This window comes from Microbacterium marmarense (genome assembly GCF_037204165.1).
Classification (GTDB): domain Bacteria; phylum Actinomycetota; class Actinomycetes; order Actinomycetales; family Microbacteriaceae; genus Microbacterium; species Microbacterium marmarense.
Genome location: NZ_JBBDGL010000001.1, coordinates 158,179 through 172,547 on the forward strand (window position 1 = coordinate 158,179; position 14,369 = coordinate 172,547).

The 14,369-nt window shown below is 64.0% G+C and carries 15 protein-coding genes; 11 read left to right on the top strand and 4 right to left on the bottom strand.

Annotated features, from left to right (window positions below; all coding sequences use genetic code 11):
• The first annotated feature begins 59 nt into the window (after window positions 1–59).
• Window positions 60–944, top strand: a complete 885-nt coding sequence (locus tag WDU96_RS00675; protein WP_337336560.1) for an ABC transporter ATP-binding protein — start codon at window positions 60–62, stop codon at window positions 942–944.
• Window positions 941–2,041, top strand: coding sequence for an ABC transporter permease (locus WDU96_RS00680; RefSeq protein ID WP_337336561.1), 1,101 nt, complete (start codon window positions 941–943; stop codon window positions 2,039–2,041). The genes WDU96_RS00675 and WDU96_RS00680 overlap by 4 nt, the downstream gene beginning before the upstream one ends.
• Window positions 2,042–2,059: 18 nt before the next feature.
• Here the strand turns inward: WDU96_RS00680 and WDU96_RS00685 are convergent, their stop codons facing one another.
• The gene (locus WDU96_RS00685; RefSeq protein WP_337336562.1) at window positions 2,060–2,833 is read right to left on the bottom strand and encodes an IclR family transcriptional regulator; all 774 of its coding nucleotides are present in this window, start codon (window positions 2,831–2,833) and stop codon (window positions 2,060–2,062) included.
• Between the two features lie 139 nt (window positions 2,834–2,972).
• On the opposite strand from WDU96_RS00685, the gene WDU96_RS00690 reads away from it, so the two are divergent.
• The 4 genes from WDU96_RS00690 to dhaM are packed head-to-tail and all read left to right on the top strand — an operon-like array spanning window position 2,973 to window position 6,182.
• Window positions 2,973–3,737, top strand: a complete 765-nt coding sequence (locus WDU96_RS00690) for an MIP/aquaporin family protein (RefSeq protein ID WP_337336563.1) — start codon at window positions 2,973–2,975, stop codon at window positions 3,735–3,737.
• A 28-nt stretch (window positions 3,738–3,765) separates the two neighbouring features.
• Window positions 3,766–4,758, top strand: coding sequence for a dihydroxyacetone kinase subunit DhaK (gene dhaK / locus WDU96_RS00695; RefSeq protein WP_337336564.1), 993 nt, complete (start codon window positions 3,766–3,768; stop codon window positions 4,756–4,758).
• 28 nt (window positions 4,759–4,786) lie between these two features.
• A complete protein-coding gene (gene dhaL, locus WDU96_RS00700) occupies window positions 4,787–5,422 on the top strand; it encodes a dihydroxyacetone kinase subunit DhaL (RefSeq protein ID WP_337336565.1) in 636 nt (211 codons plus the stop codon).
• A 1-nt stretch (window position 5,423) separates the two neighbouring features.
• Window positions 5,424–6,182 (top strand): dihydroxyacetone kinase phosphoryl donor subunit DhaM, encoded by a 759-nt coding sequence (gene dhaM, locus WDU96_RS00705; protein WP_337336566.1) that lies wholly within the window; start codon window positions 5,424–5,426, stop codon window positions 6,180–6,182.
• A gap of 61 nt (window positions 6,183–6,243) precedes the next feature.
• On the opposite strand, the gene WDU96_RS00710 is transcribed toward dhaM, so the two are convergent.
• The gene (locus tag WDU96_RS00710) at window positions 6,244–8,043 is read right to left on the bottom strand and encodes a glycoside hydrolase family 15 protein (RefSeq protein ID WP_337336567.1); all 1,800 of its coding nucleotides are present in this window, start codon (window positions 8,041–8,043) and stop codon (window positions 6,244–6,246) included.
• 77 nt (window positions 8,044–8,120) lie between these two features.
• On the opposite strand from WDU96_RS00710, the gene WDU96_RS00715 reads away from it, so the two are divergent.
• Window positions 8,121–9,494 carry a glucose-6-phosphate dehydrogenase gene (locus tag WDU96_RS00715; protein ID WP_337336568.1) on the top strand — a complete coding sequence of 458 codons (1,374 nt, stop codon included), beginning with the start codon at window positions 8,121–8,123 and terminating at the stop codon, window positions 9,492–9,494.
• Here the strand turns inward: WDU96_RS00715 and WDU96_RS00720 are convergent.
• Complete coding sequence (locus WDU96_RS00720; RefSeq protein WP_337336569.1) at window positions 9,491–9,886, bottom strand: VOC family protein; 396 nt, start codon at window positions 9,884–9,886, stop codon at window positions 9,491–9,493. The genes WDU96_RS00715 and WDU96_RS00720 overlap by 4 nt on opposite strands.
• Window positions 9,887–10,057: 171 nt before the next feature.
• Between WDU96_RS00720 and WDU96_RS00725 the strand changes: the two genes are divergently transcribed.
• Entirely contained in the window at window positions 10,058–10,651 is a 594-nt protein-coding gene (locus tag WDU96_RS00725; RefSeq protein WP_337336570.1) for a nitroreductase family protein, read from the top strand.
• On the opposite strand, the gene rraA is transcribed toward WDU96_RS00725, so the two are convergent.
• Window positions 10,648–11,115 carry a ribonuclease E activity regulator RraA gene (gene rraA, locus WDU96_RS00730; RefSeq protein ID WP_337336571.1) on the bottom strand — a complete coding sequence of 156 codons (468 nt, stop codon included), beginning with the start codon at window positions 11,113–11,115 and terminating at the stop codon, window positions 10,648–10,650. The two genes, WDU96_RS00725 and rraA, sit on opposite strands and share 4 nt — an antisense overlap.
• Before the next feature lie 149 nt (window positions 11,116–11,264).
• Here rraA and WDU96_RS00735 point away from each other — a divergent pair, with 149 nt between their 5' ends.
• The 3 genes from WDU96_RS00735 to WDU96_RS00745 are packed head-to-tail and all read left to right on the top strand — an operon-like array spanning window position 11,265 to window position 14,231.
• Window positions 11,265–12,392: a type III polyketide synthase gene (locus tag WDU96_RS00735; RefSeq protein ID WP_337336572.1), complete on the top strand. Its 1,128-nt coding sequence runs from the start codon at window positions 11,265–11,267 to the stop codon at window positions 12,390–12,392.
• On the top strand, window positions 12,389–13,102 hold the full coding sequence (locus WDU96_RS00740; RefSeq protein WP_337336573.1) for a methyltransferase domain-containing protein: 714 nt from the start codon (window positions 12,389–12,391) through the stop codon (window positions 13,100–13,102). The genes WDU96_RS00735 and WDU96_RS00740 overlap by 4 nt, the downstream gene beginning before the upstream one ends.
• Window positions 13,095–14,231, top strand: coding sequence for an FAD-dependent oxidoreductase (locus tag WDU96_RS00745; RefSeq protein ID WP_337336574.1), 1,137 nt, complete (start codon window positions 13,095–13,097; stop codon window positions 14,229–14,231). The genes WDU96_RS00740 and WDU96_RS00745 overlap by 8 nt, the downstream gene beginning before the upstream one ends.
• Window positions 14,232–14,369 lie beyond the last annotated feature (138 nt).

The following is a 14,369-nucleotide window of genomic DNA, read 5'->3' on the forward strand; positions in this document are numbered from 1 at the left end:
GATAATCTCCCCCTCACGGGGGATGCCCGGCTCAACACCGCAGCCGTAGCGTTGAAGACATGCTGCAATTGACCGGAATCACGAAGGCCTATGGTGAACGCCTCGCCCTCGACGACGTGTCGTTCGACGTCAAACCAGGACGCCTCACCGGCTTCGTCGGGGGCAACGGTGCTGGCAAGACCACGACCATGCGAATCGTGCTGGGCGTGCTCGCAAAAGACAGCGGCGCGATCACCCTCGACAACACTGAGCTGAGTGAGGCTGATCGGCGGCGTTTCGGCTACATGCCCGAAGAGCGCGGCCTGTACCCGAAGATGAAGGTGCAAGAGCACATCACCTACCTCGCGAGGCTGCATGGCTTCTCGAAAGCTGACGCGTCTTCTCGCGCGACCGCCCTCCTCGATCAGCTCGGTCTGGGCGAGCGCCTCAACGACGATGTTGAGACGCTCTCGCTCGGCAACCAGCAGCGCGCACAGATCGCAGCAGCACTCGTGCACGACCCCGAGGTATTGATCCTCGACGAGCCGTTCTCTGGTCTCGATCCCCTCGCTGTCGACGTCGTCGCAGGGGTGTTGCACGAGCGTGCCCAAGCTGGCGCCGCAGTGCTGTTCTCGTCACACCAGCTCGACGTGGTTGAGCGGCTGTGCGACGACTTGATCATCATCGCGAATGGCCAGATTCGTGCCGCCGGCTCACGCGAGCACTTGCGCGCCCAGCATTCGACTCGTCGCTTCGAGCTGATCTCGGAGGGCGACACTGGTTGGCTGCGCGATGATCCTGGGGTCACCGTGCTCGAATTTGACGGTGGCTACGCCTTGTTCGACGCCGATTCCGACGAGGTTGCCCAGCGCGTACTGCGCCGCGCTGTCGAGCTCGGCGCAGTGGCGAGCTTTGCACCGCAGCATCCTTCACTTGCCCAGATCTTCAAGGAGGTCATCCAGTGAGCAACACCATCAGTGTCACCGCGCCGCCATTCGTGCAGAGTGTGGCCCTTGTGGCCGAGCGCGAGATCGGCTCAAAACTGCGCAGCAAGGCGTTTGTGATCTCGACGGCAATCCTTTTCGTCGCCGCGCTTATCGGGGTCATCTGGCTGGGATTCGCCGGCGGCAGCTCGACGGGCACCCCCGTCGCGGTCACCGCAGGCGCGACGCAGTATGTGCAGGGTGTACCCGGGCTCGATGTCACCGAAGTCGCTGATCGGTCTGAGGCTGAGTCGTTGGTCACGAGCGGTGAAGTGGATGCTGCCGTCGTTGCCGACCCCGCGTCACCGGTGGGATTCACTCTGCTCGCCGATGAGAGCGCGGGCAACACCCTGCTGCTGACTTTCGCCCAGGTACCACCGGTGGAGCTGCTGAATCCCAGCGATACCAATGGCGCGCTTGCCTACCTTGCCGCGATCGGCTTCGGAATCGTCTTCCTGATGGCGGCGTCACTCTTCGGCGGAACGATCGCGCAGAGCGTGGTCGAAGAGAAGCAGACGCGCGTGGTTGAGTTGCTGATCTCAGCAATTCCGGTCAGGGCGCTGCTGGCGGGCAAGGTCGCCGGTAACACGGTGCTGGCGATGGGTCAGGTCTTGATTCTGTCTTCCATCGCCATCGTCGGTCTCACCGTCGCTGGACAAACCGCACTGCTGCAAGGACTGGGCGGACCGATCGCATGGTTCGCGGTGTTCTTCTTGTTTGGCTTCATCTTGCTTGCGTCGCTGTTCGCCGCCGCGGCCGCGATGGTGTCGCGCCAAGAAGATGTCGGTTCGACCACGACCCCGCTGACTCTGCTGGTCATGGCTCCTTACTTCTTGGTGATCTTCTTCTTCGACAATCCGCTGGTGCTCACGATCATGTCGTACGTGCCGTTCTCGGCTCCCGTTGGAATGCCGCTGCGGCTCTTTCTCGGCGAAGCGCAGTGGTGGGAGCCGCTGCTGTCGCTGGCGATTCTCATCGTCACGTGCGCCGGTGCCATCGTCATTGGCGCCCGCATCTATCAGAACTCGTTGCTGCGCATGGGCGCGCGCGTCAAGCTTCGCGAGGCGCTCAGCTCATAGCGAGTGGATGCTGGCTGTTCAGTCGTCTGCTCTGCGCGGTGCGACTGCGGGCGGCCAGCTCGGAGCACCGAGTTCACGTGAGATGTTGCGGGCGGCCTCGCGTAGGTCGTTGAGCACGGTGTCGCCAGGCGGGTATTCGCTCGTGGGCATGACGACCGAGATCGCTGCGACGACCTGACCGGAGCGGTCAGCGATCGGTGCAGCAATAGACGATTCGCCGAGAACTGCTTCATCCTCATCGTGTGCGGCGCCCCGCTCGACTACCTGCGCGAGTTGCACGGCGAGATCAGCGGGATCGGTGGTCGTAGCGCCGGTGAGGCTTCGCAGCTCGCCGGCAATGAGTGGATCTGCAACGTTGGGGTCGTAGGCCAGCAGCACCTTGCCCAGCGCTGTCGCATGCGCAGGAATCGTCACCCCGATCTCGGGCATCTGTTCCGAGCCGTCGGGTCGACGATTGTGGTGGATCACAATCACCTCGTCAAACAGCGCCACGCCGAGCCGGGTGGCGCAGCCCGTGCGGCGGGCAAGCTCGGCTGTCCAGCGCATCGCGCGTGCACGCACGTCGAGAGTGTCGAGATAGACGTTCGACAGCTTCAGCAATGCCGGGCCCAGCATGTAGCGGGTAGTGCCCGGCTCTTTTGCCACGAGGCCATGCTCTTGCAACGACTTGACGAGTCCGTGAACGGTCGAGGGCGGAAGCTCCAGGATTGCCGCCAAGTCGGTGATACCCAGGTGGCGAGCGCCCTGAAGACTCGACAGAATCTTCGCTGCTCGGTCAATTGACTGAATCATGCCCGCACCTCCTATGCCGCGGAAGAGCACGTGGTGAACGATAGCGCATTCGTATCGACCCCTTGACACCCTCCCGGTTTCCGGCCATTATTCGATAATGTCGAAAGCAGTTCGACACATCCGGATCAAAGGAGACCTCATGGATGATGAAAATAAGCTCTGGCAGAAACTCGCCGTAGAGCTCATCGGTACGGCAATGCTCGTGTTTGTCGGCGTCGGCTCGGTGCCCGCCCTGGCCCTTGCCCGAGGCGGTGAGCCATTCACTGGCGCCGAACTCGGCTTCATCTCATTGTCTTTCGCGCTGATTGTCGTGGTGACGGTCTATATCTTCGGCTACATCTCGGGCAACCACATCAACCCGGCTGTCACTCTCGCCCTCGCCGTGACCGGAAAGCACCCGTGGAAGCTCGTCGCGCCCTACATGATCGCTCAGGTACTGGGCGCGATCGTCGGTGCCGTCGTCATTCTCGGCGTGATGGGTCAGGCAGCCAGTGACCTCGGGCTGGGCGTTGCCGCCTATGGCGCTGACATCCCATGGACCCAAGCCTTCTTCGCCGAATTCGTCGGCACCTTTCTTCTCGTCTTCGGCGTTTTCGGAGTGATCTACCGCAAGGCGGCTCTGGGGTGGGCGGGACTGGTCATCGGATTCGTCGTGTTCGCTGCCATCATTCCCGTTGCCCCGATCACCGGCGCATCGATCAACCCGGCCCGCACCATCGGACCGATGCTCGTCCAGCAGATCGCCGGCGGCACGATCGCCTGGGAGCAGCTGCCCGTCTATCTCATCGCTGAGCTACTCGGGGGTGTTGCAGCCGGTGTGCTGTTTGGCATAGTGGCTCACACCGCGGCTGACAAAGCCGCCGCAGTCGAGTCAGAACCCGCTGAGCCCGTCGCCAGCGCCTAATTTTCAGTCTTCGATAAAGGAACCCAAAATGAAGAAGTTCATCAATGAGCCCGCAGCCGTGCTCGCCGACTCACTCAAGGGCGTCGAAGCCGCTCACCCCGATCTGCGCGTTGATCACGAGAACCGCGTGATCTATCGCGGTACCCCCACTCGCCCAGGCAAAGTTGCGTTGCTGTCCGGCGGAGGAACCGGACACGAGCCGCTGCACGGCGGATTCGTTGGCACCGGAATGCTCGACGCCGCGTGCGCGGGCGAAGTGTTCACCTCGCCCACACCTGATCAAATGCTCGCTGCGACCCAAGCCGTCGATTCGGGTGCGGGCGTGCTTCACATCGTCAAGAACTACACCGGCGACGTGCTGAACTTCGAGATGGCTGCAGAGCTCGCCGCAGCCGAAGGCGTGCGCGTCGAGTCCATCATCGTCAACGACGACGTCGCCGTTGAGGACTCCACGTTCACGGCCGGGCGTCGCGGTGTGGGAACGACCGTTCTTCTCGAAAAGATCGTCGGGGCTGCTGCTGAAGAGGGCTACGACCTCGACGCCATCGTCGCGCTCGCGGAGCGCGTGAACCAAAGCGGGCGCTCGATGGGCGTCGCGCTCACCAGCTGTACCGTCCCTGCCGCCGGAAAGCCGACCTTCGACCTGCCCGATGACGAGATGGAGGTGGGCGTCGGCATTCACGGCGAACCCGGCCGCCACCGCGTTCCCCTGGCAAGCGCGAAACAGGTCGCCGCCATGCTGGTGGAGCCGATTCTGCACGACATCGATGCCAGCGGCGACGCCATCGTCATGCTGAATGGACTCGGCGGCACCCCGCTCATCGAGCTCTACCTGATGTACGGAGAAGTGGCCGCACTGCTCGAAGAAGCTGGCGTGAATGCAGCCCGCTGCCTGGTCGGCAACTACATCACGAGCCTTGATATGGCAGGTTGCTCGCTCACCGTACTGAAGGCCGATGACGAGTTGCTGCGCCTGTGGGACGCTCCCGTTGTCACTCCCGGCTTGCGCTGGGGAGCCTGAGAAACAAAGCGAAGAGAGAAGATCCACCATGACTGATGTCACGATCGACCAGCTGACCGATTGGCTCCGACGCTTCCAGGTGCTCGTCACCGAGCACCAGACCGAGCTCACCGAGCTCGACTCGGTGATCGGCGATGCCGACCACGGCGCCAATATGACGCGCGGCATGAATGCCGTGGCTGCCAAGCTCGACTCCGAAGAGTTCGAGTCAGTCGCAGAGCTGTTCAAAGCGGTCGGCATGACGCTCGTGACCAGCGTTGGCGGGGCGAGCGGACCGCTCTACGGCACCTTCTTCCTGCGGTTCGGGATGAATGCAGGCGCGGTGACAACGCTCGATGCGGCGGGCACCGCAGCATCTTTACGCGCCGGACTCGGTGGAATCGTTGCGCGCGGAAAAGCTGAGCAGGGCGACAAGACGATGTTTGACGCGATGTCTCCGGCGATCGACGCGTGGGATGCTGCTGTCGCCGCAGGTGAGTCAGCTGCCCAGGCTTCGGCAGCGGCATTGGCGGCTGCCGAGGTGGGTCGCGACGCCACGATTCCGTTGGTGGCCCGCAAGGGTCGCGCAAGCTACCTCGGTGACCGCAGCGCCGGACATCTCGACCCGGGCGCCGCGTCGACAACGTTGCTGTTCCGCGCGCTCAGCGACGCGCTGGGGGAATGACATGATCTCGATTGTTGTCGTCTCGCACTCCCCCGCGCTCGCACAGGCAGCGGTGGATCTTGCTCTCGAAATGGGCGGAGACGCCCCACCCACAGTGCGCATCGCCGCAGGTACTTCTGACGGCTCAACCGGAACCGACGCGGTGGCAATCGCCGCGGCAATCGATGAAGTTGCATCGCCCGATGGCGTGCTCGTGCTGATGGACCTGGGTTCAGCGATCCTGAGCGCCGGCATGGCTCTGGAGTTCGTCAGCAGCGATGCCGCTGTTCGCCTCAGCGATGCTCCCTTCGTCGAGGGACTGATCGCGGCCGTCGTCGTCGCGGCAAGCGGCGCCTCACTGGACGAGGTGGATGCTGAAGTGCGCCGAGCGCTCGATGGCAAGATCGCACAGCTTGAGGGTGCGCCCGGCAGGAAAGCTGCGGCTGAACCGCCCGCAGCAGCGCCAGCCGAAACCGCGACAGACCCCGCACCCGCAACCAGCGGTGTCGCAGTGTTCACGGGCGTGATTCGCAATCCGTCAGGCTTGCATGCGCGCCCGGCAGCGGTTTTCGTCAAGACTGTGGGTCGCTATGACGCCAAGGTGACCATCACCGACCTCGGCAGCGACAAGGCCCCGGCCTCAGGCGCTTCGCTGATCTCGCTGATGTCGTTGGGCGTGACGCAGGGCGCCAAAGTTCGCATCGACGCTAGCGGGCCCCAGGCCCAAGAAGTGATCGGCGAGCTGGAGAGCCTCGTAGCGCAGGGCTTCGGTGAACTCTAGGCGCGAGCACACCAGATTGGATGCCTCACCCGGCGCTCAGCGTGGGTGAGGCATCCGTCGTTTACGCGTTCTGCTTGTGAGCCGCGCGACCGCTGTGACCGACCAGTGCATCAGCCGCGCGCACCAGCGCGAGGTGCGAAAGCGCTTGGGGAGTGTTCCCCGCGTGCCGCCGGAGCGTCACGTCGTACTCCTCCGACAGCAATCCGAGATCATTCGATAGCCCGCAGACTTTGTCCATGAGCAGGCGTGCATCGTTCAGCCGGCCGCTCGCTGCATACTGCTCGACGAGCCAGAACGAGCATGCCAAGAACGGATGCTCGTCGCCCGGCAGACCATCGACTCCCGTCTGAGTGCGATAGCGGTGCAACAGGCCGTCGTGAAGCAGGGTGCGCTCCATCTCGGCAACCGTCGCCAGCATGCGCGGGTCATCGGCCTTGCAGAAGCCCACTGATGGCAACAGCAGAAGCGCGGCATCCACGTCGGTTGATCCGTAGGTCTGCACGAAGTGCCCGCCTTCGGGGTCGACGCCTCGATCGTCGATCTCGGCCTTCATCCGATCGCGAAGCTCTTCCCAACGCGCCGCGTCGCCATCAAGCCCAAACTCGCGCACCGCCCGCGCACCGCGGTCAAACGCCGCCCAGATCATCACGCGTGAGTGGGTGAAGTAGCGAGGTTCGCCGCGAATCTCCCAGATGCCGTTATCGGCACGGTCGACGTTCCGCTCGACGAAATCGAGCAGTGCCCGCTGCAGCGGCCACGAGAACTCGGTCTCATCAACCCCGGCCATGCGCGCCGCCTCGAGCGCGACCATGACCTCGCCGATCACGTCGGCCTGGTACTGGTCGACCGCTCCGTTGCCGATGCGCACCGGAGATGCTCCGTCATACCCAGGAAGATGATCCAGCGTGCGCTCGGTGAGGTCGCGCTCACCCGAGAGCCCATACATGATCTGCAGGTCTTCTGGGCTGCCCGCGATCGCACGGAGCAACCAACGCCGCCACGATTGCGCTTCTTCGACGAAACCATGATCAAGCAACGCTTCAAGCGTCAGAGAAGCATCGCGAAGCCAGACATAGCGGTAATCCCAGTTGCGCGCGCCACCGAAGTCTTCGGGCAGCGAGGTCGTCGCCGCCGCAACGATCCCGCCGGTGTCTTCGTGGGTGAGCGCACGAAGAACGAGCAGCGACCGCACGACCTCGCCGTGATGCGGACCCGCGTGCTCGATGCCCTCTGCCCACTTAGACCACCACGCGACCGTGCTGGCGAGCGCCGCATCGACATCAATCGGGGCGGGAACATCCTTGTGTGAAGAGAACCATGTGAGTGTCAGGTCCACCTGCTCGCCTGCGGCGACAGTGACCGTGCCGCGGTGCGCGTGATCCGACGCGGTGAGGCGAGCGCCACGCACAACGAGTGCATCAGGCCCCGCCGTCGCAATCAACGCGGGCGCATCGTCGGTGCCAGCCTGTCGCATCCAGGGCATAGCCCGCGCGTAGTCGAAGCGCACCCGCAGTTCTTGTTCGAACTCGACGGTTCCTTCGATGCCCCGCACACGACGCAGCACGTCGGCACGACGATCGCCGTGCGGCATCACATCGACGACTTCCGCGACGCCCGACGCGGTCTGCCAGCGTGTGACCAAGATGAAGCCATCGCCGTCATAGTGCCTGGTCGTTTCAGCGTCGGGATCGGTGGGGCGCAGCATCCATTTGCCGTGAGTGTCGTCACCCAGCAACGCGCCAAACGTCGACGGAGAGTCATAGCGGGGCAAGCACAGCCAATCGATGCTGCCCTCGCGCGAGACGAGTGCCGCCGTGTGGCAGTCGCTGAGAATTGCGTAGTCCTCGATCGGTGAAGCCATGTGTTCGATTGTGTCAGCCTCGTCGGTGGCGCCGGGCCGGTACCTGTGCGAAAGACCTGGCCGCTAGGGTGGGCGGCATGACGGACTCCGAAACGACCCTGTGTATTCTCGGTGCCTCTGGCGACCTCACCTTCAGGCTGCTGCTGCCTGCCCTCGGTCAGCTTCTCACCGAAGAGCCAGACCGCACGGTGCACCTCGTCGGCGCCGGGATAGATGACTGGACAGACGAGAAGTGGCGCTCGGTCGTCGCGGACTCATTCGCGACCGCGGATGCCTCGGGCGCAACCGTCGAGGCAGTGCTCGCAGGCGCCCGCTATCGCAAAAGCGACATCACCGACTCAGAAGACTTCGCCGCCCTGCTGGACACGTGCTCGGGGACTGTGGCCCTCTATTTCGCTGTGCCGCCGGCCGTCGCCGCGAAGGCGTGCACGGCCCTCGAGTCGGTCGACCTGCCCGACGGCCTCATTCTCGCGCTGGAGAAGCCTTTCGGCACCGACGAAGCAAGCGCACAGCTGCTCAATAAACAGCTGACGCGGGTGGTACCCGAAGAGCAGGTGCACCGCATCGACCACTTTCTCGGTCGCTCGACCGTGCTCAACGTGCTCGGTCTTCGCTTCGCGAACCGAGTGTTCGAGCCCGTGTGGTCGAGGGAGCACATTGAATCTGTCGCCATTCGCTACGACGAGACGTTGGGGCTAGAAAACCGCGCCGGCTACTACGACAAAGCGGGTGCAATGGTCGACATGATCCAAAGCCACCTGCTGCAGGTGCTCGCGATCGTCGCGATGGACCCGCCGGCCACATTGGATGCTGCAGACTTCCGTGAAGCGAAAGCGACCGCGCTGCGCGCCACCAGCGTGTGGAACCACGATCCTGCTGCCAACTCGCGCCGCGCCCGGTACACCGCCGGCTCCATCAACGGTCGCGAACTGCCGAACTATGTCGATGAGGGCGGTGTCGACGTCACGCGCAATACCGAAACACTCGCCGAGGTGACCTTCGCAGTAGCCACGCATCGTTGGGCCGGGGTGCCGTTCACGCTGCGCTCGGGTAAAGGACTCGGCGAGAAGTGCAGCGAGATCGTCATTCGCTTCCGCCAGGTGTCACTGCTGCCAGCGGGCTTCGACGGCTCTACCGAACCATCGGTGCTTCGCCTCTCCCTCGGTGCCGACAAGATGGCGCTCGAACTCAACCTCAACGGCCCCGGTGCACCGTTTCACCTCGATCGCGCAACGCTCGAAGCAGACTTCAGCGAAGGCGAACGCCGTGCCTACAGTGAAGTGCTCGCGGGCATCATCGACGGCGACCCGTCGCTGTCGGTGCGAGGCGATACCGCTGAGCGCTGCTGGCACATCGTGCAGCCGGTGCTGGAGGCATGGGCCGCCGATCAGGTGCCGCTCGAGGACTATCCCGCCGGTTCGTCAGGGCCGAAGGCGTGGCCCGAGCTCTAGGCGGGTTCCTCTTCCTGCATGACAGCGAGCACGTTGCCAGCGGGATCGCGAAACCATGCGATATCGGGGCCCTGCCCGTTTCCCCGCACGATGCCTCGGTCATCGGACTCGAATTCTTCGTTGCCGTAGATCTTCGTGGTCACGCCCCGCGCGTTGAGGTCGTCGACCGCGGCATCGATATCGGCGACCGGAAAGTTCAAGATCGTGAAACTCGCGGGCGTGTGGTTGGGCTTCGCGTAGATCAGGATGCTGCCTCCTGAGGCGAGAGTCAGGTTGAGGAAACCCATCGGGTTTCTTTCGACGTCGAGCCCGAGTACGTTGCCGTAGAACTCGCGCGCCGCGTCGATGTCATCGACCGAGAACCCGCTGAATGCACCCTCTTTTGTGAACATCTCTTCCTCCTGACATCGCTTCGCTCGCCAGCATTCTCTGCTTCGGTGTCGTTGTCTAGAGCCGTTCGGTAATTGTGGATGCCGCATGCAGGGAATTCCTGCGTGCGTATGTTGTTATCGAAAGTGCGGTCACCGGCGCCCGAGCAGCATCCATTGATTGAAGGAACTCCGATGACCAACGCAACTGTGCTCACTTCTGACCGCCTCGCTAAGACCGATAGTCCCGTCTTGGACGTATTGGCCGGTCGTTGGAGCCCGCGCGCATTCGATGCCGCGGCCCACATCGATGAGATCAAGCTCGCCAGCGCGCTCGAAGCCGCCCGCTGGTCGCCGTCTGCACACAACCTGCAACCGTGGCGCTTCATCGTCGCCCGCCGAGGCACTACAGCACACGACACTCTGGTCGCGTCGCTTCTGGGCTTCAACCAGGCGTGGGCAGCCAACGCGGGAGCGCTCATCATCGCTGTTGCAGAGACCACCGCCGAAGACGGCACAGAGATCGGATTCGCAGCCTACGATCTTGGCCAGGCAGTGGCACACCTGAGCGTGCAAGCACATCACGACGGGCTTCACGTGCACCAGATGGGCGGCTTCGACCGCGATGCGGTGCGCAGCGCATTCGATCTTTCAGAGCGATTCACTCCGATGACGGCAATTGCGATCGGCGAGATTGGTGAGGCTGGCAGCCTTCCCGAGGCACTTGCTGAGCGCGAAGTCGCTCCTCGGGTGCGGCGTCCGGTCAGCGAATTGATTCTCGGGGCCTAGCGCTCGACGAGCACTCCGTCGGCATCTGCCCACACGTGCTTGCCGGGTGTGAAGACGACACCTGCGATGACGACATCCGTGTCAATCTCGCCCGCACCCTCTTTCGCGCTCTTGCGAGGGTTGGTGCCGAGCGCTTTGACGCCCAGTGGCAGCATCCCGAGTGCTTCTCGGTCTCGAACGACACCGTTGACGATCACACCCGCCCAGCCGTTCTTGACGGCTGATGCACCGATCAGGTCTCCCACAAGCGCAGACTCCAGCGAGCCGCCGCCGTCAATGACGAGCACCGCGCCCTCACCCGGCGTCGCGAGCATCGCCTTCACCAATGCATTGTCGCGGTGGCAACGCACGGTACGAATCGGACCATCAAAACTGACGTGCCCGCCAAGGTCAAGCATGGGTAGCGAGAGCGAGTCGAGCGCTTCACCACGTTCGTCATAGAGGTCAGCCGTCGCGATGGTCATTCCCTCAGGCTAAGGGCGAGTGGATGCTGCGCCGGTGGGGCTCTGCGGTGAAAAATCGCAGAGTTTCACACCCAGTGAATGCCTAGCCGGTGGGGGCTCACGTCGCAAGCGCGACCCACGCACCGACTGTGCGTGCTTAGGTGGGGAGTATGACGGCGCGCATCCTCTCCCTCGCCACGGCGGTGCCCCCTACTCGTGTGGCGCAGACGCGGATACGCGACTTCTTGACGTCTCAACCCGGCACAGACCGACTCAGCCAGAGACTCATCCACGCTTCATTTGACGCTGCTGCCATCGACTACCGACATACGGTGCTGACCCAATTGGGTGATGCCACCGCCGAACCCGCCGGCGGAGGATCTGCGCACCGGGGCCCTGATTTCGTCGTCGACGAACAACTTCTGATTCCGAGCACTGGAACCAGAAACGACGTGTACACCGCGGTCGCGCCCGACCTTTCGGCGCGTGCGGCTGCGCATGCCATCGCAGAAGCACACGTGAACGCCGAAGACATCACCCATGTCGTCACAGTCTCGTGCACCGGGTTTTTCGCCCCGGGTCCCGACTACCGACTCGTCCGCGACCTCGGGCTGGCTGCCACGGTTGAGCGGTATCACCTGGGCTTCATCGGCTGCGCCGCTGCTATCCCTGCACTTCGCCTTGCCGCGCGGATCACCTCGGCTCAGCCCGATGCCGTGGTGCTGGTGGTGTGTGCAGAACTATGCACCTTGCACGTGCGGGCTTCGAACGACCCCCAGCAGATCGTCGCGGCATCGGTGTTCGCAGACGGGGCAGGGGCCGCGATCATATCGGCGCGCCCGGAATTGCGCAGTCGCGGCGGACTCGACATGGAGCGCTTTGCGACCACCCTCACCGGGCAAGGCGAGAGCGACATGGTCTGGACGATCGGCGACGCCGGGTTTGAGATGACACTTTCGGCAGAAGTGCCGCGCATCATCGGCCGCGAGATTCGGGGGGCGGTCGACGCCTTTCTCGGCCCTGAGGTGCGGCCCGATGCATGGGCGGTACATCCCGGGGGGCGCAGCGTGCTTGACCGCGTTGAAACCGGGCTGGATCTCACGCCGAACGCGATTGACACCTCGAGAGCGGTACTGCGACAGTACGGAAACATGTCGAGCGCAACGCTCCTCTTCATCTTGCGCGAGATGCTGCACGATGAAGAAATTCGCGACGGTGACAGTGTGTGCGCGCTCGCGTTCGGCCCGGGCCTGACGGTTGAGTCAGCGCTTCTCACCAAGCGGTCGGCCACGCCATGACCGCCCAACTGCGCACCACTCTCAGAAGCCGCGACGAAGACCTGCGGGAGCTGATGGACGATCCCGCCTGCGATCCTGAGCGGCTTCGCGCAACACTGCGACGGTTCCGCACGGTCAACCGCCTCATCTCGGGGTGGGGCGCGGTCTACCGCAACAACCTCGCACCCTTCCTTGTCGGGCTTCGTCGTCCAGCTCGGGTGCTCGACCTCGGCTCGGGCGGAGGAGATATCGTTCTGCGCCTGTCGGCACTGGCTGCAAAGGACGGGCTTCACGTCGAGTGGGTTGGCGCCGACCCCGACCCTCGTGCGCTGCACGCCGCGAATGAACGACCGCGCCCACCGCAGGTCACCTTCCGTGCCGCTGATGCCAATGACCTGATAGGCGCCGGCGAACGATTTGACGCGGTGTTGTCGAATCATGTGCTTCATCACCTCGACACTGTTCAGATCCGAGCCTTCGCCGACGCTTCGGCACAGCTGTCGACGGGCATCGTGCTGCACTCCGATATCGCCCGCAGTCACGCCGCGTATGCGCTGTACGCGATCGGGATCACACCACTCGCCCCGGGAACATTTCTGCGCACTGATGGCCTTCGCTCGATCCGTCGAAGCTTTCGCCGCGCCGAGCTCTCGGATGTGCTCGGCAGTGAGTGGACTGTAGACACACCCAGTGCGTTTCGGCTGCTCGCCTCACGTTCAGGCCATGCCTGACGTCGTCATCGTCGGCGCGGGGCCGGTAGGCATGTTGCTCGCCGCCGAGCTGACGCGTTCGGGCGTCGATGCGCTGGTGCTTGAACGTCGCCGAGAAGCTGGTGCTGGCAGTCGCGCGATCGGAATTCACGCACCGGTGCTGAAAGCGCTTGAAAGCTCGGGGATCACCGACGAGCTGCTCGAAAGGGCCCAGCGAGTCTTGCAAGGTGAAGCGCGGTCGCTCGGAACAGCCCTCGGCCGCGTTCACTTCGACCGCTTGCACAGCGACTTCGGCTTCGTCGCCACGCTGCCCCAAGCCGCTACGGAGCAGGTACTGGCCGCTCGCGCACCAGCGCCACTGCGGGGTGCAGAGGTCGTCGACCTGAAGCCCGACGAATCAGGGGTGCGAGTGCGCGCTCGCATCGATGGGCGGATCACCGAATCACACCCTCCGATCGTCGTCGTAGCTTCGGGAAGTTCCGGTCGCGACCTTGTGTTCCGTCGCCGAGCGAACGCGACGCGCACCTATCGCGATCGCTATCTGATGACGGACGCACTCGCAGATCCACTCGCCGACCAGCAGACTGCGGTCGTGCACCTCGACCCCTCGGGTGTGCTGGAGTCATTTCCGCTGCCCAATGGCTTGCGACGCTACGTCGCGTGGGACGACGAGCATGCGAGCGAAAACCAGACGAAAGCGGGCAGGTTGCGGGCGATAGTGCACTTGCGTGAGGGAGCAGAATCGGCCGCCGCGGTCGAGTCGGCCACGTCGTTCGGAGTACGCCGGTTCGTCGCCTCTCAGTTGCGTCACGGCCGACTGTTCGTCATTGGCGATACAGCCCACGAAGTGAGCCCGATCGGCGGGCAGGGAATGAACCTCGGTCTGCTCGATGCGGCAACCCTCGCACCTCTGCTCACGCAGTGGGTGCGCTCGGGCGCCACCCCCGAAGAACAACTCGGCCTCTGGGAACGCCAACGCGTGAGATCCGCCAGGCGCGCAGCCGCACTCGCATCGCTGAACACGCGGCTGGGTAGACCGCTGCGGCCCGGGGCCGATCGGGTGCGAAGAGCCGCCGTTGCCACCATGCTTTCGGGAACAGGCACACTGTTCGCTCACGCGTACTCCATGGGGCTCGACAGTCACGCATGAGGCCCACCGCGCGGCGTCGGCTATCGCGCACAGCATCAGGTGTCGCGCAGCACCGGACCGCGGGTGCGGCCTCGGCTATCGCGCCGCCTCGGTTTCGACACCGCGCAAGCTACACCACCACGCCAGCTACAACACCGC

What these genes read in the sequence shown, in the direction of transcription:
- WDU96_RS00735 (WP_337336572.1), top strand. Translation starts at nt 11,265, where the DNA reads ATGACGGCGCGCATCCTCTCCCTCGCCACGGCGGTGCCCCCTACTCGT.
- WDU96_RS00675 (WP_337336560.1), top strand. Translation starts at nt 60, where the DNA reads ATGCTGCAATTGACCGGAATCACGAAGGCCTATGGTGAACGCCTCGCC.
- dhaL (WP_337336565.1), top strand. Translation starts at nt 4,787, where the DNA reads ATGACTGATGTCACGATCGACCAGCTGACCGATTGGCTCCGACGCTTC.
- WDU96_RS00720 (WP_337336569.1), bottom strand. Translation starts at nt 9,886, where the DNA reads ATGTTCACAAAAGAGGGTGCATTCAGCGGGTTCTCGGTCGATGACATC.
- rraA (WP_337336571.1), bottom strand. Translation starts at nt 11,115, where the DNA reads ATGACCATCGCGACGGCTGACCTCTATGACGAACGTGGTGAAGCGCTC.
- WDU96_RS00690 (WP_337336563.1), top strand. Translation starts at nt 2,973, where the DNA reads ATGGATGATGAAAATAAGCTCTGGCAGAAACTCGCCGTAGAGCTCATC.
- WDU96_RS00725 (WP_337336570.1), top strand. Translation starts at nt 10,058, where the DNA reads ATGACCAACGCAACTGTGCTCACTTCTGACCGCCTCGCTAAGACCGAT.
- WDU96_RS00710 (WP_337336567.1), bottom strand. Translation starts at nt 8,043, where the DNA reads ATGGCTTCACCGATCGAGGACTACGCAATTCTCAGCGACTGCCACACG.
- WDU96_RS00745 (WP_337336574.1), top strand. Translation starts at nt 13,095, where the DNA reads ATGCCTGACGTCGTCATCGTCGGCGCGGGGCCGGTAGGCATGTTGCTC.
- WDU96_RS00740 (WP_337336573.1), top strand. Translation starts at nt 12,389, where the DNA reads ATGACCGCCCAACTGCGCACCACTCTCAGAAGCCGCGACGAAGACCTG.
- dhaK (WP_337336564.1), top strand. Translation starts at nt 3,766, where the DNA reads ATGAAGAAGTTCATCAATGAGCCCGCAGCCGTGCTCGCCGACTCACTC.
- WDU96_RS00715 (WP_337336568.1), top strand. Translation starts at nt 8,121, where the DNA reads ATGACGGACTCCGAAACGACCCTGTGTATTCTCGGTGCCTCTGGCGAC.
- WDU96_RS00685 (WP_337336562.1), bottom strand. Translation starts at nt 2,833, where the DNA reads ATGATTCAGTCAATTGACCGAGCAGCGAAGATTCTGTCGAGTCTTCAG.
- dhaM (WP_337336566.1), top strand. Translation starts at nt 5,424, where the DNA reads ATGATCTCGATTGTTGTCGTCTCGCACTCCCCCGCGCTCGCACAGGCA.